This window comes from Vibrio ziniensis (assembly GCF_011064285.1).
GTDB classification, from domain to species: Bacteria; Pseudomonadota; Gammaproteobacteria; order Enterobacterales; family Vibrionaceae; genus Vibrio; species Vibrio ziniensis.
On sequence record NZ_CP049331.1, the window covers coordinates 41160 to 63351 of the forward strand.

A 22192-nucleotide genomic window follows, 5' to 3' on the forward strand; every position below is an offset into this window, starting at 1 on the left:
TCGAATTATTGAACTAGGTCGAAACAGGATAAAGCTTGTTGGCTCAATTCTAGACATTTTATGAGTCAAATGACAGCATCCAGCGTGATTTATCAAAATCATTCTCATTCATTTAACGCAGGATGTAAGGTTATGACTTGGTTATACAGTTATTTTTACATGCTTGTTTTAGTGTTTAGTGCGAGTGTTTTCGGGGCTGTAGTTAATGAAAATTCAAGCACTGACCAAGTGATACCGGCAATGACAGCCTCTACATATTTTATTGATCAGACTCTCTATTCGCAAAGTCCTCGAGTATTAGCCAATAGTGAAGAGCATCAATATATCACTCAGCAAGAGCTGATCTATTTTGATGGCAAGCAGAGTAATCATCACGTATGGGGCATATATCGCCCTGAAGTTGAGTTTCAGCATGACAATCAATCGATCTTGGTATTACGTTTTTTAGCCATCGGAGAGTTGGTTGAAAGCAGCGGCAATATATCGATACTGCACATCTCTAAACAACAGCAAGAGGTTAGAAAGGGAGATTGCCTGTTGCCATTAAATGTCGCGACAGCTATCGAATGGCGTAATTTCCCTCGCAACATAGCGGTTCGAGTACAGGGCGAGTAAAAATGGAAGAACACAAGTTGGCGCCATGGTTAGCTTTAAACTTCACACCCAAACTGAGCAGGAAGGCGATAACACATTTGTTAAGCCAAGATTCTCTATCTAACCTATCTCGCTATTCCGCTAAACATTGGCATGAGGCTGGGTTATCTTCCGAGCAGATCCACTACTTAGTTCATGACGCTCAGCGAGAGGTGGACGAGTCACTGCTGTGGTTAAGCCACCATGAAGAACGATACATTATTACGCCTTTTTGCGACTCTTACCCTGCACTGTTGCAGCAAATTTCTTCAAAACCCAATGTCCTTTTTGTGGAAGGTCAATTAGCGACATTGAACCAGCCACAAATAGCGATTGTGGGCAGTCGCAATGCCAGTATTGATAGCCAGAAAATTTCCTACCAGTTTGCCGCACAATTGGTTGAACACGACTTATTGGTGACCAGTGGCTTGGCATTAGGCGTTGATGGCTATGCCCATGATGGTGCTCTAAAAGCGGGAGGTAAAACGGTTGCGGTATTAGGCTCAGGGCTTTCTTCCATTTACCCTATGAGGCATAAAAATCTTGCGCAACGTATCTGCGAAAACGGTGCGTTAGTTTCGGAATTTCGTCCCAATGCCAAACCCCGGCCTGTAAATTTTCCTCGCAGAAACCGAATAATTAGTGGTTTATCAATGGGGGTTCTGGTGGTAGAAGCGGCTGAAAAAAGCGGTTCTTTGATTACCGCTCGTTATGCGATGGAACAAAATAGAGACGTTTTTGTTGTACCAGGCTCTGTTTTTAATCCAAATTCCTTTGGCAGCAATGGCTTAATTCGCCAGGGCGCATGTTTAGTTCAAAATGTACAACACATTCTTGATGAAATTAATTCTATGTTGGATTTCAATCGATTACGGCACCAGCAATGTCAGCAAACACTTTTTTTGCCGCTAAATAGCGAAGATGAATTGCCATTTGATGAGCTGTTAGCTAACGTAGGAGAAGAAGCTACACCAGTTGATATTCTTGCAAGCAGGACCCATATACCTGTCCAAGAAGTCATGATGCAGCTCCTAGAGCTTGAGCTTTCAGGGCATGTTGTTGCAGTTTCCGGTGGCTATATTCGTAAGGGGAGGGGCTAGCTATGATGATGGATATTCTGATGTATCTGTTTGAAACTTATATCCATAGCGATGCAGAGTTGCAAGTGGATCAAGACGAGCTTGAAGATGAATTGCTTCGAGCAGGGTTTCACCAAAAAGATATCTACAAAGCCCTAAACTGGTTAGAAGAGCTAGCGGCTTTGCAGCAGACGGACGCTCAGTCAAAGATTTCAACGAGTGCGGCAACATCTATGCGTATCTTTACTGCGCAAGAGATGGTGCGTCTGAATATCGAGTCTCGTGGATTCATTCTATTTCTAGAGCAAATCAAGGTACTAACGCCTGAAACTCGTGAAATGGTCATTGATCGAGTGATGGGGCTTGAGACTAATGAGTTAGAGCTGGATGACCTTAAGTGGATCATCCTAATGGTGCTGTTCAATGTTCCGGGGAATGAGAACGCTTATACGCTTATGGAAGAGCTGTTGTACAGCAAAGAGCAGGGCATTCTTCATTAAGCTAATAAACGTATTATGAGCGGTAAAATTGATAGCGAGCTGTTTTCAGCTCATGAGCAAGCACTGAACGAACCTTGTCCACAATGTGGCGGAGCATTACAGCTTCGCCATGGCAAACACGGCCCATTTCTTGGGTGTACGCAATATCCCAATTGTGACTACATTAAACCGCTGCACCAGAACGACGGACACATAGTTAAAGAACTCGGTGTGCCTTGTCCTGAATGTGGTAGTGAATTGGTATTGCGCCAAGGTCGCTATGGTATGTTTATCGGATGCAGTTCTTATCCTAATTGTCACCATATTGAATCGCAAGATACTCCTACCGATGAAGCGAAACCAAGCAAGTTATACGCTTGTCCAGAATGTGGCAAAGGTCATTTAGCCGAGCGAAAAACTCGCTTTGGTAAAACTTTCTACGCTTGTGATACTTATCCTAAGTGTAAGTTTGCAGTGAACTTGCCGCCAATTGCGGGGAAGTGTGAAAAGTGTGGCTTTTCATTGCTGGTTGAGAAAAAACTCGCCAGTGGCACTAAGTATCAGTGTGCGGATCGTAAGTGTGGGCATGTTCAAGAGCAATAGAGAAATAGCTCTATAGAAAAAGGCGCTTAAAGCGCCTTTTTTGTGTCAGGAAATCAGTATTAAGACTTAAACTGTTTTGCGACTTCTTGCACAGCAGGGAACGCAACAGGATCTAACACTTCTGCTAATTCGCACAGTTTACGCACTAACTCACCGTGGTAATCTGCGGTTACGTTAATGTGGCCCATTTTTCTGCCTGGACGTTTTTCTTTGCCATACCAGTGAATATGACAACCTTCCATAGCGAGTAAGCTTTCTGGCAGCGAATCTTCGCCAAGAATGTTGATCATGGATGTCTCTCGCACCAGATTTGTGCTGCCTAAAGGCATGCCACACACTGCGCGCAGATGGTTTTCAAACTGACACGTTTCCGCGCCTTGTTGCGTCCAGTGACCTGAGTTGTGTACGCGAGGAGCGATTTCGTTAACTAGCAGTGTTCCTTGAACATCAAAGAACTCTAATGCTAATACGCCAACGTAATCCAAACTGTTTGCAACAGCCGCAAACATTTCTTTAGCCTGCTCTTGCAGCTCAGGAGCATCGATGGCGGTCGAAAGGCTGAGAACTCCATTCACATGTACGTTTTCAGCTAATGGGTAAACAGCTACTTCGCCATTTTTACTACGAGCACCCACCAGAGAAACTTCGCGGTCAAATGGCACAAACTCTTCCGCTACAATCGCTTGGTTATTAGAAGCGGCAATACACTCGGCCATTTCAGGCCAAATTTTTTCAGCATCCTCTGCGTTTTTTAGGCGCCATTGGCCTTTACCGTCATAACCGCCCAAAGCGCTTTTCAATACCATTGGAATACCAACGTGGGCAATAGCGGTGTCAAAATCTTCACGAGTATTGATAACCGTGTATTTCGCGTTGCGTACACCAGCATTATCTAACAGCGCTTTCTCAAGTCGGCGGTCACCGCCGGCTTTAATGGAATCTGTGCTTGGAAGAAATTTTCCGCTACGCTCACACACTGCAAGCACATCATGAGGAATATGCTCAAATTCAGCCGTGATAACATCCGCTTTTTCAATCGCTTGCTCTAGACCGTGGCCAATCACAGCTTGTGTTAAAGGATGAACCACATTCTTGCTGTTAACGTCAAACGCAGAAATTTCAATATTAAGTGGTGCGCCAGCCAGTGACATCATACGAGCAAGCTGGCCTGAACCTAATACCAATACGTGCATCGATTATTCCTCAGCTGGATTTGGATTTGCCAGTACCGCTTCAGTTTGAGCGGTACGGAACGCTTCAACTTTCGCCATCACTTCTTCATCGAAAGTACCGATGATTTGAGCAGCAAGAAGGCCTGCGTTAGCTGCGCCTGCTTCACCGATTGCTAGCGTACCGACCGCAATGCCTTTTGGCATTTGAACAATCGAGTATAGAGAATCTAGACCAGATAGAGCGCGAGATTGAACAGGAACACCGAGAACAGGCAGGCTTGTGAATGCTGCTGTCATCCCCGGAAGGTGTGCTGCGCCGCCCGCTCCCGCAATAATGACTTTTAGGCCGCGTTCTTTGGCGCTAGTTGCGTAGTCTGCAAGAAGTTGTGGAGTACGATGAGCTGAAACCACTTTGGTTTCATAAGCAACACCAAATTGCTCTAGCATCTCTGCTGCTAGCTTCATGGTTGGCCAATCCGATTTGGAACCCATGATAATACCGACTTTCATCTCAAACTCCTTCAAGCGTTAAACGTTTTTATTACGTGAGCGAACGACGCGCATTATACGAGGATTTTTACATCAAGCAAACGTTTGCGTTGTTGTGTTCACTAAATCATGGTGGACGATTTAATGATGATGTTTTCTATCCTGTGGTTCGAACTTCCGTCCGTTAAGGTATAGGAGAAATCTCCGATAATTTGTACACTGGGCGCAAATAGAAATAAGTCAGCTCAATTTAGGTAGTTTTTCGTGAATAATTTTGAACAAGCTTTACATGCATTGCAGTCTGGAGAAGTGATTGCTTACCCGACCGAAGGTGTTTTTGGTGTGGGTTGTGATCCGGACAGCCCTGAAGCTATCGAGAAATTGCTGCAACTAAAGCAAAGACCTGTAGAGAAAGGTTTGATCTTGATAGCTGCCTCATACGAGCAACTGCTTCCTTATATAGATGAAAGCCAGTTAACTGCAGAACAGTTACAACAAATCAAATCTACCTGGCCTGGTCCTGTTACTTGGGTAGTGCCTGCGAGCAGTAAAGTCTCCAAGTGGGTTAGTGGTCAATTTGATACCATCGCTGTGCGTGTTACAGATCATCCTTTGGTTCAACAGTTGTGTAGTGCTTATGGCAAACCACTGACGTCAACCAGTGCAAACTTAACCGGCCAGCCTTCTTGCATGACAACAGAAGAGGTCGAAGAACAACTGGGTGACAAGTTAGTTGCGATTTTGCGCGGTGCTACAGGTGGGCGAAATAAGCCTAGCGAAATCCGCGACGCAAAAACTCTACAAGTATTAAGACAGGGCTAACTCACTCTGCGATAGGAATGCGTAAGGAAAAAGATGTCGACAATTAATAAAGAAGCCGTGAAGCAGTTTTTGCTATCACTGCAGGATCAGATCTGTCAGCAATTAGAAAGCGTTGATGGTGGTGCTCGGTTTGTTGAAGATGCTTGGCATCGTGAGCCGGGAGAAAAACTCGGCGGCGGTGGTCGCTCTCGTGTGATGCGTGATGGCTTGGTGTTTGAGCAAGGTGGTGTTAATTTTTCGCATGTCACGGGTAAACAAATGCCTGCTTCAGCCACTGCGCATCGCCCTGAACTAGCAGGACGTAAGTTTGAAGCCATGGGTGTCTCTTTGGTTATGCATCCGAAAAACCCTTATGTTCCAACGTCTCATGCTAACGTTCGTTTTTTTATTGCAGAGAAAGAAGGCGAAGAACCGATCTGGTGGTTTGGCGGTGGTTTCGACTTAACACCTTTCTACCCTTTCGTCGAAGATTGCCAATTCTGGCACGAGACAGCGAAAGAAGTGTGTGCACCGTTTGGTGATGACGTTTATCAACAACATAAAGAGTGGTGTGACCGCTATTTCTATCTTCCTCACCGAGAGGAAACTCGTGGTGTGGGTGGTCTGTTCTTTGATGATCTTAATCAGTGGGAGTTTGATAAATGCTTCGACTATATAAAAGCAGTCGGTGAAGGTTACTGCCAAGCATATGTTCCGATTGTTGAACGTCGTAAGTCGACTGAGTATGGAGATAGAGAGCGACAGTTCCAGTTGTATCGTCGTGGTCGTTATGTCGAATTTAACTTAGTGTTTGACCGAGGAACGCTTTTTGGTCTGCAGACTGGCGGCCGTACGGAATCAATACTTATGTCTATGCCACCGTTGGCCCGCTGGGAATACAACTACCAGCCAGAAGCCGATAGCGTTGAGGCTAAACTGAATGAGTTTTTAGTAGCGCGTGAGTGGTGACAGAAATCGTACTGAGTGATAGGGTCGTTAAGTATTGTTAAATAACAGACTTAGCGACTTTTTTATTGGTAGAGGCAGGGATATGGCTTTTGTAAAAGATCACTATGCAGTGTTTGGTAATCCTATCGGGCACAGTAAATCACCTTTCATTCATACATTGTTTGCACGTCAAACTAATCAAAGCATGGAATATACCGCTGAGTTAGCGCCAGTTGATGGGTTTGTGGCAACAGCAAAAGCTTTCTTTGCCAATGGCGGTCGCGGTTGTAATGTCACGGTTCCTTTCAAAGAAGACGCCTATAAGTTTGCAGACCGTTTAACTGAGCGAGCACAACTTGCTGGTGCGGTGAATACATTAAAGAAACTGGATGACGGTGAGATCTTGGGTGATAACACTGATGGTGAAGGTCTGGTACAAGATCTGATGCAATATCAGGTGCCTCTGAAAGGCGTTAAAATTCTATTGATCGGGGCTGGTGGTGCGGCTAAAGGTACAATCAAACCTCTACTTGATAAAGGACCTGCAAGTATCACCATTACCAACCGAACGTTTGCTAAAGCGGAGTCATTAGCGCAGGCTTTTAGTAGCTTCGGTAATGTGAGTGCTGCAGAAATGAGTCAGATTGAAGGTAGCTTCGATCTTATTATCAATTCAACCTCTGCAAGCTTGGATGGAAAGTTACCTGAAATATCTCCTTCTATATTCAGTGCTCAAAGTGTTGCCTACGATATGATGTATGGCAAAGGCTTGACCATATTTAACCAGTGGGCTTTGGATAATGGATGCGGCCATGTCTATGACGGACTTGGAATGTTAGTTGGACAAGCAGCAGAGAGCTTTATGCTATGGCGCGGCTTGCGTCCAGGCACAAAACAAATTCATCGTGAATTAAGAAAAAACTTGGAAGGCTAATGAACCAATCGATTCTTTTCCCTGATATGCAAGAGTGGAACGCCGAATTAAAAGCAGTCACTTTTCCTGCACAGCAGTCTGGAGCTTTGATTGAATGTATCGTTTCAGTCGATGAACTGATGAAGTTATCAGGCATGACTATTAATAGTGAGCAAGAAGCCTTAGCAGTATTTGCCAGTGTTCGATTTGATCTGGAAGAATTAGCAGAAGAGCTGATTGAAGACGAAGCCTTCAATCAGTTTGGTCAAATTGAAGTGATGAGCTAATTAAAGAACTTCTTTAACATCGTTTAGATAATCGTTCTTGGTTTGAACGTAGTTGTCAGCGGACTTCAACAAAAATGCTCGTTCTTTATCAGATAGAGGGCGAGCTTGTTTCACTGGACTTCCCACATATAAATAGCCACTTTCTAAAATCTTTCCCGGTGGCACTAAGCTACCAGCGCCAATCATCACATCACTTTCTATGACGACACCATCAAGAACGATAGCACCCATACCGACTAACACGCGATCACCAATGGTACATCCGTGCAGCATCACCTTATGACCAACCGTGACATCATTACCGATAACGAGTGGGTAGCCGTTAGGGTTTTCAGCATTTTTATGAGTAACATGCAAAACACTGCCATCTTGGATATTCGAACGTTCACCGATTTGGATATGGTTTACATCCCCACGTGCGGCGACTAATGGCCAGATACTGGCATCGTCTGCTAATCGAATATCACCCACGATGACTGACGACGAATCAATGTAAACGCGAGAACCAATTTTAGGTGCGATACCTTTATAACTACGAACAGGGCTCATATGGCCTCCTTTTTCTAGCTGATAAAGGCATATTAAAAGGCTATTAGTTGTATTTATAGCCCGTTGCGCGCAAAAAACAGCCAAACAAACAAAAAATCGAAAAAAACCAAAAAAAAGCACTTGCCAATGTGAAGCTGATCTCTATAATGCCCCCTCGCTGACACGGACAAGCTTCGAAAGAAATGAAAGTGATTCAGCAAGGTTGTTTTGTAAGGCTGAAAAGCTTACGAAAATAAACTGAAAAAAGTGTTTGACACGACAGTTTATATCGCTAAAATGACCGCCTCTTCCGAAGTGACCTAAGTCACTAACGTGTAGGAAGAAAGCTCTTTAACAATTTAAACCTATCAATCTGTGTGGGCACTCGTTGATGAAAATCAATTAGAAGCTTCGGCTTCAAATTTAGATTTCAATGAACTGAGTGACCAATTTGATACTTCGGTATCGAGCACAGTCAATTCACTATCGAAAGATAGAATCAGTATTCGTTGAGTCGACAAAATCTTAAATTGAAGAGTTTGATCATGGCTCAGATTGAACGCTGGCGGCAGGCCTAACACATGCAAGTCGAGCGGCAGCACAGGGGAACTTGTTCCTTGGGTGGCGAGCGGCGGACGGGTGAGTAATGCCTAGGAAATTGCCCTGATGTGGGGGATAACTATTGGAAACGATAGCTAATACCGCATGATGCCTACGGGCCAAAGAGGGGGACCTTCGGGCCTCTCGCGTCAGGATATGCCTAGGTGGGATTAGCTAGTTGGTGAGGTAAGGGCTCACCAAGGCGACGATCCCTAGCTGGTCTGAGAGGATGATCAGCCACACTGGAACTGAGACACGGTCCAGACTCCTACGGGAGGCAGCAGTGGGGAATATTGCACAATGGGCGCAAGCCTGATGCAGCCATGCCGCGTGTGTGAAGAAGGCCTTCGGGTTGTAAAGCACTTTCAGTAGGGAGGAAGGCAGTGTCGTTAATAGCGGCATTGTTTGACGTTACTTACAGAAGAAGCACCGGCTAACTCCGTGCCAGCAGCCGCGGTAATACGGAGGGTGCGAGCGTTAATCGGAATTACTGGGCGTAAAGCGCATGCAGGTGGTTTGTTAAGTCAGATGTGAAAGCCCGGGGCTCAACCTCGGAATAGCATTTGAAACTGTCAAGCTAGAGTACTGTAGAGGGGGGTAGAATTTCAGGTGTAGCGGTGAAATGCGTAGAGATCTGAAGGAATACCGGTGGCGAAGGCGGCCCCCTGGACAGATACTGACACTCAGATGCGAAAGCGTGGGGAGCAAACAGGATTAGATACCCTGGTAGTCCACGCCGTAAACGATGTCTACTTGGAGGTTGTGGCCTTGAGCCGTGGCTTTCGGAGCTAACGCGTTAAGTAGACCGCCTGGGGAGTACGGTCGCAAGATTAAAACTCAAATGAATTGACGGGGGCCCGCACAAGCGGTGGAGCATGTGGTTTAATTCGATGCAACGCGAAGAACCTTACCTACTCTTGACATCCAGAGAAGTCGACGGAGACGTTGATGTGCCTTCGGGAACTCTGAGACAGGTGCTGCATGGCTGTCGTCAGCTCGTGTTGTGAAATGTTGGGTTAAGTCCCGCAACGAGCGCAACCCTTATCCTTGTTTGCCAGCGAGTAATGTCGGGAACTCCAGGGAGACTGCCGGTGATAAACCGGAGGAAGGTGGGGACGACGTCAAGTCATCATGGCCCTTACGAGTAGGGCTACACACGTGCTACAATGGCGCATACAGAGGGCAGCGAACTTGCGAGAGTAAGCGAATCCCAAAAAGTGCGTCGTAGTCCGGATTGGAGTCTGCAACTCGACTCCATGAAGTCGGAATCGCTAGTAATCGTGAATCAGAATGTCACGGTGAATACGTTCCCGGGCCTTGTACACACCGCCCGTCACACCATGGGAGTGGGCTGCAAAAGAAGCAGGTAGTTTAACCTTCGGGAGGACGCTTGCCACTTTGTGGTTCATGACTGGGGTGAAGTCGTAACAAGGTAGCGCTAGGGGAACCTGGCGCTGGATCACCTCCTTACGTAAAGATTCTCTTGATGAGTGTCCACACAGATTGATTAGGTTTAGAAAGTAAGAGTATCTTAGTGTCCCGTTCGTCTAGAGGCCTAGGACACCGCCCTTTCACGGCGGTAACAGGGGTTCGACTCCCCTACGGGATACCAATTCCACTTCTTTTTCGTAAAGAAAGGGAATAAAAGGGGGTCGTTAGCTCAGTTGGTAGAGCAGTTGACTTTTAATCAATTGGTCGCAGGTTCGAATCCTGCACGACCCACCATTCTTCTCCACGAAGAATTCAAACTTATGTGGGCGATTAGCTCAGTTGGGAGAGCACCTGCCTTACAAGCAGGGGGTCACTGGTTCGAACCCGGTATCGCCCACCACTCTTTAAGCATTTTTGGATAATGAAATCCAAACCACTTCAATAAAAGGTATGTGGTTCGGACTTTTGACGACGAGAATCCTTAAAAAGTGTTTTAGATGACACTTTGCTCTTTAACAATTTGGAAAGCTGACAAATAACAATTTTTGATTGAATTGTTATTTATTAAAAGTTCTCAAATCCTAATTTCTCTTAATAAAGAGTGATTAGGTACCAATACACATTCAAGTGTTCTTGGAAGTGACGAAAGTCCACTTTTTGCCTCTGCTTTTTTATAAAAAGCGGAAACAAAGAGTTATTTGAGTCCGGCAAAATCGAATGTCTCTCGCTCATTCAAATAATGAGAGACAACTAAACCTTGGTTGTTTGCCATACATAAAGACCTCTTGGGGTTGTATGGTTAAGTGACTAAGCGTACACGGTGGATGCCTTGGCAGTCAGAGGCGATGAAGGACGTATTAACTTGCGATAAGCGTAGATTAGGCAGTAAAAGCCGCTTGAGTCTACGATTTCCGAATGGGGAAACCCACGTGCATAAGCACGTATCATTAACTGAATACATAGGTTAATGAGGCGAACCGGGAGAACTGAAACATCTAAGTACCCCGAGGAAAAGAAATCAATTGAGATTCCGAAAGTAGCGGCGAGCGAAATTGGATTAGCCCTTAAGCTTTTAATGACACAGGTGAAGGCTCTGGAAAGTGCCGCGATACAGGGTGATAGCCCCGTAACCGACATGTCATTTTAAGTGAAAACGAGTAAGGCGGGACACGTGATATCCTGTTTGAATATGGGGGGACCATCCTCCAAGGCTAAATACTCCTGACTGACCGATAGTGAACCAGTACCGTGAGGGAAAGGCGAAAAGAACCCCTGTGAGGGGAGTGAAATAGAACCTGAAACCGTGTACGTACAAGCAGTAGGAGCCTCTTCGTGGGGTGACTGCGTACCTTTTGTATAATGGGTCAGCGACTTATATTCAGTGGCAAGGTTAACCGTATAGGGGAGCCGTAGGGAAACCGAGTCTTAACTGGGCGTTTAGTCTCTGGATATAGACCCGAAACCGAGTGATCTAGCCATGGGCAGGTTGAAGGTTGAGTAACATCAACTGGAGGACCGAACCGACTAATGTTGAAAAATTAGCGGATGACTTGTGGCTAGGGGTGAAAGGCCAATCAAACTCGGAGATAGCTGGTTCTCCCCGAAAGCTATTTAGGTAGCGCCTCGGACGAATACTACTGGGGGTAGAGCACTGTTAAGGCTAGGGGGTCATCCCGACTTACCAACCCTTTGCAAACTCCGAATACCAGTAAGTACTATCCGGGAGACACACGGCGGGTGCTAACGTCCGTCGTGGAGAGGGAAACAACCCAGACCGCCAGCTAAGGTCCCAAATTACTACTAAGTGGGAAACGATGTGGGAAGGCTCAGACAGCTAGGATGTTGGCTTAGAAGCAGCCATCATTTAAAGAAAGCGTAATAGCTCACTAGTCGAGTCGGCCTGCGCGGAAGATGTAACGGGGCTAAGTAGTAAACCGAAGCTGCGGCAATATCCTTTAGGATATTGGGTAGGGGAGCGTTCTGTAAGCCGTTGAAGGTGTGTTGTAAAGCATGCTGGAGGTATCAGAAGTGCGAATGCTGACATGAGTAACGATAAAGGGGGTGAAAAACCTCCTCGCCGGAAGACCAAGGGTTCCTGTCCAACGTTAATCGGGGCAGGGTGAGTCGACCCCTAAGGCGAGGCCGAAAGGCGTAGTCGATGGGAAACGGGTTAATATTCCCGTACTTCTTACAATTGCGATGGGGGGACGGAGAAGGCTAGGTGGGCCTGGCGACGGTTGTCCAGGTTCAAGTGCGTAGGCTTGAGGGTTAGGTAAATCCGGCTCTCTTTAAGGCTGAGACACGATGTCGAGCTACTACGGTAGTGAAGTCATTGATGCCATGCTTCCAGGAAAAGCCTCTAAGCTTCAGATTGTAAGGAATCGTACCCCAAACCGACACAGGTGGTCGGGTAGAGAATACCAAGGCGCTTGAGAGAACTCGGGTGAAGGAACTAGGCAAAATGGTACCGTAACTTCGGGAGAAGGTACGCTCTTGACGGTGAAGTCCCTCGCGGATGGAGCTGATGAGAGTCGCAGATACCAGGTGGCTGCAACTGTTTATTAAAAACACAGCACTGTGCAAAATCGTAAGATGACGTATACGGTGTGACGCCTGCCCGGTGCCGGAAGGTTAATTGATGGGGTTAGCGGTAACGCGAAGCTCTTGATCGAAGCCCCGGTAAACGGCGGCCGTAACTATAACGGTCCTAAGGTAGCGAAATTCCTTGTCGGGTAAGTTCCGACCTGCACGAATGGCGTAATGATGGCCACGCTGTCTCCACCCGAGACTCAGTGAAATTGAAATCGCTGTGAAGATGCAGTGTACCCGCGGCTAGACGGAAAGACCCCGTGAACCTTTACTACAGCTTGGCACTGAACATTGAACCTACATGTGTAGGATAGGTGGGAGGCTTTGAAGCGCAGACGCTAGTTTGTGTGGAGCCGTCCTTGAAATACCACCCTTGTATGTTTGATGTTCTAACTCAGACCCGTTATCCGGGTCGAGGACAGTGCCTGGTGGGTAGTTTGACTGGGGCGGTCTCCTCCCAAAGAGTAACGGAGGAGCACGAAGGTGGGCTAAACACGGTTGGACATCGTGTGGTTAGTGCAATGGCATAAGCCCGCTTGACTGCGAGAATGACAATTCGAGCAGGTGCGAAAGCAGGTCATAGTGATCCGGTGGTTCTGAATGGAAGGGCCATCGCTCAACGGATAAAAGGTACTCCGGGGATAACAGGCTGATACCGCCCAAGAGTTCATATCGACGGCGGTGTTTGGCACCTCGATGTCGGCTCATCACATCCTGGGGCTGAAGTCGGTCCCAAGGGTATGGCTGTTCGCCATTTAAAGTGGTACGCGAGCTGGGTTTAGAACGTCGTGAGACAGTTCGGTCCCTATCTGCCGTGGGCGTTGGAGAATTGAAGGGGGCTGCTCCTAGTACGAGAGGACCGGAGTGGACGAACCTCTGGTGTTCGGGTTGTTACGCCAGTAGCATTGCCCGGTAGCTAAGTTCGGAATTGATAACCGCTGAAAGCATCTAAGCGGGAAGCAAGCCCTGAGATGAGTTCTCCCTGGCACTTTAAGTGTCCTAAAGGGTTGTTCGAGACTAGAACGTTGATAGGCAGGGTGTGTAAGTGCTGTGAGGCATTGAGCTAACCTGTACTAATTGCCCGTGAGGCTTAACCATACAACACCCAAGGGGTTTTGATGGACTCAAAGCAAGAGCAGAATTGAATGTGTAGAGAACACTAAACAGCTTTCCGAATTAAACAAATTTGCTTGGCGACCATAGCGATTTGGACCCACCTGATTCCATGCCGAACTCAGAAGTGAAACGAATTAGCGCCGATGGTAGTGTGGGGTCTCCCCATGTGAGAGTAGGACATCGCCAGGCTTTAATTTTCATTCACTTTTTTAAAAAGTGAAGACAAAAAGGTAAAGTTACTTGTTGTACGAGTAACACATCATCAGTGTACTAATCTGACGATGACAATTTGTGGAGAGATGGCTGAGTGGTTGAAAGCACCGGTCTTGAAAACCGGCGATGGTTAATAGCTATCCTAGGGTTCAAATCCCTATCTCTCCGCCACATTAGAAAACCCGCTGATGATTCAGCGGGTTTTTTATTTTCTACGATTTAGACTTCGAAACAGAGTTTCGTCGTTCCTGCATTTATAAATATTGAAATATTCACGTTCAAATTGCCGTAATAACTCTATGCGTTGTTGTCTATGCCAATACTGGCTCTAGCACGTAAATAGAGATGTAGAGGTTTTCTTGTGAATAAATATTTAGCGTTACTGCTGCTTCCCATCAGCACTATGGTGCTGGCATTTAACGATAGCGAGGATTTCAGTATGCTATTTGTAGGTGTTGGGTATCATTGGGACAATACATGGTATTCATCAGACGATGATGTTGAGTTGGAGGCCGAAGCATCACCAGTGGTATCTCTTGGCTATAAAGTCGATGAGAATAGTAAGTTCATTATTAGTCATCAGGATCTCAATTCTTATACGTCTCTGACTTACAAGCGCAGCATCCATGAATGGGCCATTGATAATCACCGCTTTGTACCTTATTTGAGCCTTGGAGTTGGAATGGGTAAGGAAGAAACTGAAATATCAAAGCTTGATATACTGGGTTTCACTGGCGGATTGGGTTTAGATTATCGTTTAAACAGCTATGTTGAATTAACCCTAGGATACACCCTGTCATTACAGGGCGTTCAAGTTGAAAGCAACGATGAGTTAATTGCATCTTCAGGAATACTATCTGGCGGTGTTAGCTTCGGTATCTCTATCTACCCTTTTTAAGACTTATTGAGAAATAAACGTTCCCTCAGCCAGTTCCCATAATGCCTTTACTAATGGGTTATCCAATTGCGAACGTCGGCAACAGACTCCAAGTTGAAATGGTTTAATTGGAGAAAACGACAAGCGCTGAATACTGTCTCGCACTGGGCTGTTGTTGATCACAACATCTGGTGCGATACCTACGCCACACCCAAGTGCCACCATACTGACAATCGCCTCATGGCCAGCAATCTGTGCATAGATACTCGGTTTGATTTTCATTTTCTTAAACCAAGTATTTGCCCTATCTCGCGCAGTACCTGATTCAGGAACAATAAAAGGAATCTGGCTCCAATCTGGCTTTTCTTTGTGTACTTCCTCTACCCAACTGCTGATACCTAAAGGTGCAATGACTGAAAGCGGTATTTCGCTGATAGTGGTGAATTCTACTTTCGACGGCAGACTTTCTGGCATTGCGGAAATCGCAATGTCTGCTTCATCATTGAGAATCTTATCGATCGCTTGTGCAGGATCGCCAGTAAGCAACTTAAATTCAATAAATGGATGTTTAAGTCGGAATGAGCTTAGTAGCTGTGGAAGATGGCTGTAACTTGCTGTCACTGAACAGAAGAGACGAATCTCACCTTTAAGTACATGATCTTGAGCGTTAATTTGGGACTGAAATTGTGTCCAGTCGTGCACCATTTTGATCGCAACAGGTAGCAGCTTTTCACCAGCGGGTGTGAGTTCCACGCTTCTATTGTCTCGGATAAACAAAGGATGCCCGATTTCATCTTCCAGCTTTTGTATTTGCCGACTTAATGCTGAAGGGCTGACATGCATTGATGTCGCTGACTTACTGAAATTCTTGCTGTCACAGATATCGAGAAACAATTTGATGGTTTTTATATTCATATGAAGTCAACAGCCCTTATGACACGTTGCATTTATTGCAATGACTAATTGTGAATATATCACTTTCAGCAATTAAATGTCTGTTTTAGTATGAACTTATTCGGTGCAGAGCCACCGACCTTACGGACAGATAATTTTAGGAGCACCTCAATGGCTAACTATTTCAATACTCTAAACCTACGCGAACAACTTGATCAATTGGGTCGTTGTCGTTTCATGGACCGCGAAGAATTTGCAACAGAAGCAGATTACCTAAAAGGTAAAAAAGTGGTCATCGTAGGTTGTGGTGCTCAAGGCCTTAACCAAGGTCTAAACATGCGTGATTCTGGCCTAGACGTTTCTTACGCACTTCGCCAAGCAGCGATTGATGAAAAGCGTCAATCGTACAAAAATGCAAAAGACAACGGCTTCAATGTTGGCAGCTATGAAGATCTTATCCCTCAAGCTGACCTAGTAGTAAACCTAACTCCAGATAAACAACATACAAACGTTGTTCAAACTATAATGCCTCTAATGAAAGAAGGTGCAGCGCTAGGTTACTCACATGGCTTCAACATCGTTGAAGAAGGTATGCAAGTTCGTAAAGACATTACCGTTGTAATGGTTGCGCCTAAGTGTCCAGGTACTGAAGTCCGTGAAGAATACAAACGTGGTTTCGGTGTTCCTACTCTAATCGCAGTTCACCCAGAAAATGACCCTAAAGGTGAAGGTTGGGATATCGCTAAAGCTTGGGCTGCAGCAACAGGTGGTCACCGTGCTGGCTGTCTAGAGTCTTCATTCGTCGCAGAAGTTAAATCTGACCTAATGGGTGAGCAAACTATCCTATGTGGTATGTTGCAAGCTGGCTCTATCGTTTGTTATGAGAAAATGATTGCTGAAGGCATCGACGCTGGTTACGCAGGCCGTCTACTTCAATACGGTTGGGAAACTATTACTGAAGCATTGAAGTTCGGTGGTATCACTCACATGATGGACCGTCTATCTAACCCAGCGAAAATTAAAGCATTTGAGCTTTCTGAAGAGCTAAAAGAGCTTATGCGTCCACTGTACAACAAGCACATGGATGACATCATCTCTGGTCACTTCTCTAGCACTATGATGGCTGACTGGGCAAATGATGACGCGAACCTACTAGGCTGGCGTGCAGAGACTGCAGAAACTGCATTCGAAAACTACCCAACATCAGATGCGAAAATCAGCGAACAAGAATACTTCGACAACGGTATCCTTATGATTGCAATGGTACGTGCTGGGGTTGAATTGGCATTCGAAGCGATGACTGCATCAGGCATTATCGACGAGTCTGCTTACTACGAATCTCTACATGAGCTACCACTAATTGCGAACACTGTTGCTCGTAAGCGTCTATACGAAATGAACGTAGTTATCTCTGATACTGCAGAATACGGCAACTACCTATTCGCTAACGTTGCAACGCCTCTACTACGCGAGAAGTTCATGCCAAACGTAGGTACTGACGTAATCGGTAAAGGTCTAGGCGAAGTGTCTAACCAAGTAGATAACGCGAAACTTATTGAAGTGAACAGCATCATCCGTAACCACCCTGTGGAATACATCGGTGAAGAGCTACGTGGCTACATGAAAGACATGAAGCGCATCGCGGTAGGTGACTAATATAAGGTCAATGCCAGCCAAACACTAAAAACTCAAAGGCTGGCATAGCGTTACCACAATTAATATAAAAGCAAACACAACAAGAACAAAAAGGGCTGGGTCGTAAGACTCAGCCCTTTTACTGTTTATCGGATAATGAAATTACTTAGCAGCGATCTTGCTTTCTAGTTCCGCCAATTTTTGCTCCATCTCCGTCAGTTTTTGGCGGGTACGAAGCAGCACTTGAGTTTGTACATCAAACTCTTCACGGCTCACTACGTCTAGTTTGTTAAGCTGGCCTTGGATAACTTGGCGAACTTTCTGTTCAACGTCAGCACCCAGCTCTTTGACCGGTTGAGGCATTGATTCGTGAATTTGCTTAGCAATTTGCTCGAGTTTCTTTGGGTCAAACATCGGGTTTCTCTCCTATCTTTATGTCGAACATTCTATTCAATTCACACCTAAAAGTCGTTAATTGCAGTAATAAAAAAGGCCACAGATGTGACCTTTTTGTGATTCAAACAATGTGCGTTAGTTGTGGCTAGCTTGCTGCTCTTTATCAAAACGCTCTAGAGCTTCAAGTTCTTCTTCTTCCACAAATACAGGCAGCGGTTTGTGTTTCTCCGCTAAGTAACTATAAATCACTGGTAGTACGAACAGGGTAAACAAAGTACCAATCGCCAGTCCTGATACGATAACGACGCCGATGCTAAAGCGTTGAGCGGCACCAGCACCAGTAGAGTACATCAGTGGAATCAAGCCTGCGATCATCGCTGCTGTTGTCATCAGAATTGGTCTCAAACGAACTTTAGCCGCTTCAGTGACCGCTTCAATACGGGATTTTTTATTGTGTAGCTGTTCTTCTTTAGCTACTTCACAGATCAAAATGCCATGCTTAGTGATAAGGCCAACCAGTGTGATCAACCCTACCTGAGAGTAGATATTCATGGTTGCAGCGCCCCAAGCTAGCGTGATAAGCGCGCCACAGATCGCTAGTGGTACAGATACCATGATAACCAGTGGATCTTTTACCGATTCAAACTGAATTGCCAGAACCAAGAAGATTATTGCTAGAGCTAAACCAAATGTTGCGTAAAGCGCACTTCCCTCTGTTACATACTGGCGAGCTTCACCCATGTAGTCATGGTTATAACCCGCTGGCAGTTTCGTTTCCGCCATATTTTCAAACCAGTTGATTGCGTCACCCATTGCGGTTCCTGGCATAGGAACGGCGCCGATAGTCGCTGAGTTAAGCTGGTTGAAGTGTGGTAGTGAACGAGGTTCTGCTACTACATCGACAGAAATTAAACTACCAAGAGGTACTGCTTTACCGTCGGCCGCTCGCACAAAATAGTTCTTCATCGATTCAGGGTTTAGACGGTATTTACGTTCAACCTGTGGGATCACTTCGTATGAGCGACCATCAAGGTCAATACGGTTTACGTAACCGTCCGCCATCATAGTACCTAGCGTGATACCGATGTCTTGCATGGTAACGCCATATACACCGGCTTTGTCTTTGTCGATGTTGATTTTCATCGTCGCTGAATCAAAATTTAAATCCAACGTTGAGTACACCAACAGTGGGCTTACCGATGCTTCAGCCAGAATGTCGCTAGCAACGGTAAACAAGCTTTCAAAGCTGTTTGGTGTCGTAATTACAAACTGAATAGGTAGACCAGAACCCGCACCTGGTAGTTCAGGCATCTGGAATGCGGTAATTGACATCCCAGGGATATCTTTTAGTAATGTACCGAGACGGTTTGCAATTTCAGACTGGCTCAAGTCACGCTCACTCCATGGTACTAACGATGCAATACCAAATGCCTGATTCGAGTTTGGAACACCTGTAAATGCTTGGGTGTAATCCACTTCGTCTAATTGCTCTAATGTTCGGTTTACCTCTGCCATGGTATTTGATAGGTAGTCTAGGTTCGCATTTGATGGGCCTGTACCTATCATCATCACCGCACCTTTATCTTCTGAAGGTGCGAGTTCACTAGGAATGAACTTAAACAGCATCGGTAAGCTTGCGAATACGATGAATGCGAAGCCAATAATCACTGGACGATGTTGCATAACCGCCGCAAGCATCTTTGCGTAACGCTCTGTCATACCATCAAGAACATTGTGAACTTTCTGCTCGAATTTACTTGGCGCTTCGTTGGCTTTCAGCATTTTCGAACACATCATTGGCGACAGTGTTAATGCAATAATACCGGAAACGAATACTGCTCCCGCTAGGGTTAGCGCAAATTCTTTAAACAAGGAACCTGTGATACCCCCCATCATTGCGATTGGCGCATAAACCGCACCCAACGTCAGTGTCATTGCGATAACCGGAACCGCAATTTCGCGAGTACCGATAATAGCCGCACGGAATGGTGATTCACCCAGCTTAATATGGCGGTCAACGTTCTCGAGTACAACGATCGCATCGTCCACTACTAAGCCGATCGCCAGCACCATTGCTAGCAGTGTCATTAGGTTCCACGAAAAACCCATGGCCTGCATTGCCATCGCCACACCAATCAGAGACAGTGGTATGGTGATGATAGGGATTAATACTGCGCGGAAAGAGCCTAGAAATAGAGTAATTACAACCAGTACGATTAATGCAGCCTCCAAGATGGTTTTAATAACTTCTTGAATGGATTCATTAATAGAGACTGTTGAGTCATAAAGCACTTCCATTTTGATATTGCTTGGCAAGTTGCTTTCCAGTTGGGGTAACAGATCTAAAACATCGGCTGCGATGTTGATAGGGTTTGCGCTCGGTGCCGCGTTTATCGCAGTGACGACCGCTTCTTTACCATCAGCGGTTGCTCTGTAGACGTCATGGCTTTTTTCCATCGTCACTTTAGCTATATCGCTTAAGCGAATAACAGAGCCTTCGCCTGTTCGTACAACAAGGTTTTCCAATTCACCAACGGTTGAAACCTGAGTGTCCGCACTACCGTTGTACAAAACAAATTCACCAATCGCCTGACCTGTCGCCGATTGATAGTTGTTAGCGCTTAAGACGCTCATCACATCGGTAGCTGTTAAGTTCAATGCAGCCATTTTGGCTGGATCTAACCAAATACGTAGCGCGTATTTCATGCCACCATACAGGTCAACTTTAGATACACCATTAACAGTAAATAACTGTGGGTTGATTACGCGTTCTAGATAATCTGTGATTTGGCTTGAGGCTAATTCTTCACTGGTAAAACCAATGTAAAGAACGGCCGTTGTCGAACCGGTCGACATGGTTACTGAAGGGTCTTCAGACTCTTTTGGTAACTGAGAACGAACGGAGTTGGTTTTGGCCAGGATATCCGCCAGAGCAGCATTTGGGTCTGTGTTCAGTTTCATCGTCACGGTAATGGTCGATTTACCCAAAACAGATGATGAAGTCATATAGTCAATATTATCGGCTTGAGCGACAGCTTGCTCCAAAGGTTGAGTGATAAATCCCTGGATTAAATCTGCACTCGCGCCATAGTAACTGGTTGAAACCGTTACTACCGTATTTGTCATTTCTGGGTATTCATTGACCTGCATTTTGAACATTGCTTGTAAGCCAAGCAATGCGATCAAAAAGCTGATCGATACCGCAAGAACTGGACGTTTTATAAAAACATCAGTGAAGCGCATAGTTCCTCCAATTACAGCTTAGGTGTCTTAGCTGGTGGAGTAGTGGCATTACTTTCTACTACACGAACTTTTGCGTTGTTACTCAGACGGACTTGTCCTGACGTGATCACTATGTCACCAATCTCTAGGCCGCTAAGAATATGGGCATCAGCACCTTTGCGTTCGCCAACTTTTACTACTCGCTGTTCTACTCGTTCTACACCTTCAACGTTTTTCATCACATAGACGTTGTCGCCATAAAGAGTAAAGGTAATTGCGGTTTGAGGAACGATAACTTGGTCAACAAGCTTAGGCAGGATGATGTGTGCACGAGCAAACATACCACTACGCAATAGACCATCGTTGTTTGGAATGTCTGCTTGAACTTGAATCAAGCCACTTTGCACACTGACAGCTGGTTCAATCGCTGTGATAGAACCTCTGAACGGTGATGTAGGGTAAGCATCAACAAAGATATCGACTTCTTGTCCTAACGAAATTCGAGAAATGTCGGTTTGAGAAACGGTAAAACGCAGACGCATTATGCTAGTGTCTTCTAGGCGAACGATGTCTGTACCTGGTTGAAGGTATTGACCGAGATAAACGTTGCGGATACCTACGACACCTGCAAACGGAGCTTTGATTTCACGACGCTCAATGGAGGCTTTTAAACTTTCAATATCAGCAGATAGCGACAAGAAGTTTGCTTCAGCTTCATCATAAGATTCTTTAGAAATTGACCCTTTCGTGTACAGACCTTTGTAGCGTTTGTATTTTGCTTCCGCCGCAGGAAGACGAGCTTTGGTACTTTTCAGGTTTGCGGCTTCTACTTTTGAATCCAACAACACTAAAGGTTGACCAACCGATACTTGAGTACCAGATTCAAAAGCGATCTTGTCAATAACACCGCTGGTTTCCGTTGTTAACGTCACACCTTGGTTTGGCTCGATGAAACCGATGGCTTCGATGACTGGCGTCCAATCATTAGCCGTGACTTCAGTGACCGTAACAGGAAAGTCTGGTTCAGGACGGTTTGCCATATACTCGGCGATTTTCTGTTGTTTGAATAAATTGAAACCGATCACGCTGCCAAAAAGCAGTGTTGCGATCAGTAACATAAAAAAGGTCCACTTTTTCATTCGGATCCGAGCTCCAAGTTCGTATTGGTTTGACGATTAATTGTAGATAAATTAATCCATCAAACACGTTTGCTAACGAGTAAACCCGAGAAAGTGACCTTCCTCGGGGAAATGTAAATTAATTATTTGGCGGTATTATGCGCAACGA

General features: G+C 45.5%; 17 protein-coding genes, 4 tRNA genes and 3 rRNA genes. 17 read left to right on the forward strand and 7 right to left on the reverse strand.

What is annotated here, in order from left to right; genetic code table 11:
• Positions 1 to 132 precede the first annotated feature (132 nt).
• From G5S32_RS00185 to G5S32_RS00200, 4 genes are read left to right on the forward strand one after another with little or no spacing between them, the layout of a single operon-like run.
• Positions 133 to 615: a hypothetical protein gene (locus G5S32_RS00185; RefSeq protein ID WP_165309944.1), complete on the forward strand. Its 483-nt coding sequence runs from the start codon at positions 133 to 135 to the stop codon at positions 613 to 615.
• Between the two features lie 2 nt (positions 616 to 617).
• Complete coding sequence (dprA, locus tag G5S32_RS00190) at positions 618 to 1733, forward strand: DNA-processing protein DprA (RefSeq protein ID WP_165309945.1); 1116 nt, start codon at positions 618 to 620, stop codon at positions 1731 to 1733.
• A gap of 2 nt (positions 1734 to 1735) precedes the next feature.
• A complete protein-coding gene (locus G5S32_RS00195) occupies positions 1736 to 2212 on the forward strand; it encodes a DUF494 family protein (protein WP_165309946.1) in 477 nt (158 codons plus the stop codon).
• Positions 2213 to 2227: 15 nt separating this feature from the next.
• A complete protein-coding gene (locus G5S32_RS00200) occupies positions 2228 to 2794 on the forward strand; it encodes a DNA topoisomerase family protein (protein ID WP_165309947.1) in 567 nt (188 codons plus the stop codon).
• A 59-nt stretch (positions 2795 to 2853) separates the two neighbouring features.
• Here G5S32_RS00200 and G5S32_RS00205 read toward each other — a convergent pair whose 3' ends face one another.
• Together G5S32_RS00205 and purE are read right to left on the reverse strand one after the other, a co-directional pair.
• Positions 2854 to 3987: a 5-(carboxyamino)imidazole ribonucleotide synthase gene (locus G5S32_RS00205; protein ID WP_165309948.1), complete on the reverse strand. Its 1134-nt coding sequence runs from the start codon at positions 3985 to 3987 to the stop codon at positions 2854 to 2856.
• 3 nt (positions 3988 to 3990) lie between these two features.
• Complete coding sequence (gene purE, locus G5S32_RS00210) at positions 3991 to 4476, reverse strand: 5-(carboxyamino)imidazole ribonucleotide mutase (RefSeq protein WP_165309949.1); 486 nt, start codon at positions 4474 to 4476, stop codon at positions 3991 to 3993.
• A 243-nt stretch (positions 4477 to 4719) separates the two neighbouring features.
• Between purE and tsaC the strand changes: the two genes are divergently transcribed.
• The 4 genes from tsaC (at position 4720) to G5S32_RS00230 (ending at position 7404) form a co-directional block, all read left to right on the forward strand.
• Positions 4720 to 5277: an L-threonylcarbamoyladenylate synthase type 1 TsaC gene (gene tsaC / locus G5S32_RS00215; RefSeq protein ID WP_165309950.1), complete on the forward strand. Its 558-nt coding sequence runs from the start codon at positions 4720 to 4722 to the stop codon at positions 5275 to 5277.
• Positions 5278 to 5310: 33 nt separating this feature from the next.
• Complete coding sequence (gene hemF / locus G5S32_RS00220; protein WP_165309951.1) at positions 5311 to 6225, forward strand: oxygen-dependent coproporphyrinogen oxidase; 915 nt, start codon at positions 5311 to 5313, stop codon at positions 6223 to 6225.
• Between the two features lie 82 nt (positions 6226 to 6307).
• Entirely contained in the window at positions 6308 to 7138 is an 831-nt protein-coding gene (gene aroE, locus G5S32_RS00225) for a shikimate dehydrogenase (protein ID WP_165309952.1), read from the forward strand.
• A complete protein-coding gene (locus tag G5S32_RS00230; RefSeq protein ID WP_165309953.1) occupies positions 7138 to 7404 on the forward strand; it encodes a DUF1488 family protein in 267 nt (88 codons plus the stop codon). The genes aroE and G5S32_RS00230 overlap by 1 nt, the downstream gene beginning before the upstream one ends.
• Here the strand turns inward: G5S32_RS00230 and G5S32_RS00235 are convergent, their stop codons facing one another.
• Positions 7405 to 7953: a gamma carbonic anhydrase family protein gene (locus G5S32_RS00235; protein WP_165309954.1), complete on the reverse strand. Its 549-nt coding sequence runs from the start codon at positions 7951 to 7953 to the stop codon at positions 7405 to 7407.
• Positions 7954 to 8459: 506 nt separating this feature from the next.
• Here G5S32_RS00235 and G5S32_RS00240 point away from each other — a divergent pair.
• The 8 genes from G5S32_RS00240 to G5S32_RS00275 all read left to right on the forward strand — a co-directional run bounded on the left by G5S32_RS00240 (position 8460) and on the right by G5S32_RS00275 (position 14779).
• Positions 8460 to 10002 (forward strand): 16S ribosomal RNA (locus tag G5S32_RS00240).
• 66 nt (positions 10003 to 10068) lie between these two features.
• Positions 10069 to 10144 (forward strand) — tRNA-Glu (locus G5S32_RS00245).
• Positions 10145 to 10181: 37 nt separating this feature from the next.
• Positions 10182 to 10257: transfer RNA gene (locus G5S32_RS00250), tRNA-Lys, on the forward strand.
• A gap of 30 nt (positions 10258 to 10287) precedes the next feature.
• A tRNA-Val gene (locus tag G5S32_RS00255) sits at positions 10288 to 10363 on the forward strand.
• A gap of 397 nt (positions 10364 to 10760) precedes the next feature.
• A 23S ribosomal RNA gene (locus tag G5S32_RS00260) occupies positions 10761 to 13650 on the forward strand.
• A 91-nt stretch (positions 13651 to 13741) separates the two neighbouring features.
• Positions 13742 to 13857, forward strand: a 5S ribosomal RNA gene (gene rrf, locus G5S32_RS00265).
• Together the 16S, 23S and 5S rRNA genes with 4 tRNA genes alongside form the textbook arrangement of a ribosomal RNA operon.
• Before the next feature lie 104 nt (positions 13858 to 13961).
• A tRNA-Ser gene (locus G5S32_RS00270) sits at positions 13962 to 14052 on the forward strand.
• Positions 14053 to 14242: 190 nt separating this feature from the next.
• Positions 14243 to 14779, forward strand: a complete 537-nt coding sequence (locus G5S32_RS00275; RefSeq protein ID WP_165309955.1) for a porin family protein — start codon at positions 14243 to 14245, stop codon at positions 14777 to 14779.
• Positions 14780 to 14782: 3 nt separating this feature from the next.
• Here G5S32_RS00275 and ilvY read toward each other — a convergent pair whose 3' ends face one another.
• Positions 14783 to 15673, reverse strand: a complete 891-nt coding sequence (gene ilvY, locus G5S32_RS00280) for an HTH-type transcriptional activator IlvY (RefSeq protein ID WP_165309956.1) — start codon at positions 15671 to 15673, stop codon at positions 14783 to 14785.
• Positions 15674 to 15823: 150 nt separating this feature from the next.
• Here ilvY and ilvC point away from each other — a divergent pair, with 150 nt between their 5' ends.
• On the forward strand, positions 15824 to 17308 hold the full coding sequence (gene ilvC, locus G5S32_RS00285; protein ID WP_165309957.1) for a ketol-acid reductoisomerase: 1485 nt from the start codon (positions 15824 to 15826) through the stop codon (positions 17306 to 17308).
• Positions 17309 to 17449: 141 nt separating this feature from the next.
• Here ilvC and ubiK read toward each other — a convergent pair whose 3' ends face one another.
• The 3 genes from ubiK to G5S32_RS00300 form a co-directional block, all read right to left on the reverse strand.
• Positions 17450 to 17701, reverse strand: a complete 252-nt coding sequence (gene ubiK / locus G5S32_RS00290) for a ubiquinone biosynthesis accessory factor UbiK (protein ID WP_165309958.1) — start codon at positions 17699 to 17701, stop codon at positions 17450 to 17452.
• A 117-nt stretch (positions 17702 to 17818) separates the two neighbouring features.
• The gene (locus G5S32_RS00295; RefSeq protein ID WP_165309959.1) at positions 17819 to 20926 is read right to left on the reverse strand and encodes a multidrug efflux RND transporter permease subunit; all 3108 of its coding nucleotides are present in this window, start codon (positions 20924 to 20926) and stop codon (positions 17819 to 17821) included.
• Positions 20927 to 20937: 11 nt separating this feature from the next.
• Positions 20938 to 22044: an efflux RND transporter periplasmic adaptor subunit gene (locus G5S32_RS00300; RefSeq protein WP_165309960.1), complete on the reverse strand. Its 1107-nt coding sequence runs from the start codon at positions 22042 to 22044 to the stop codon at positions 20938 to 20940.
• Positions 22045 to 22192: the final 148 nt, after the last annotated feature.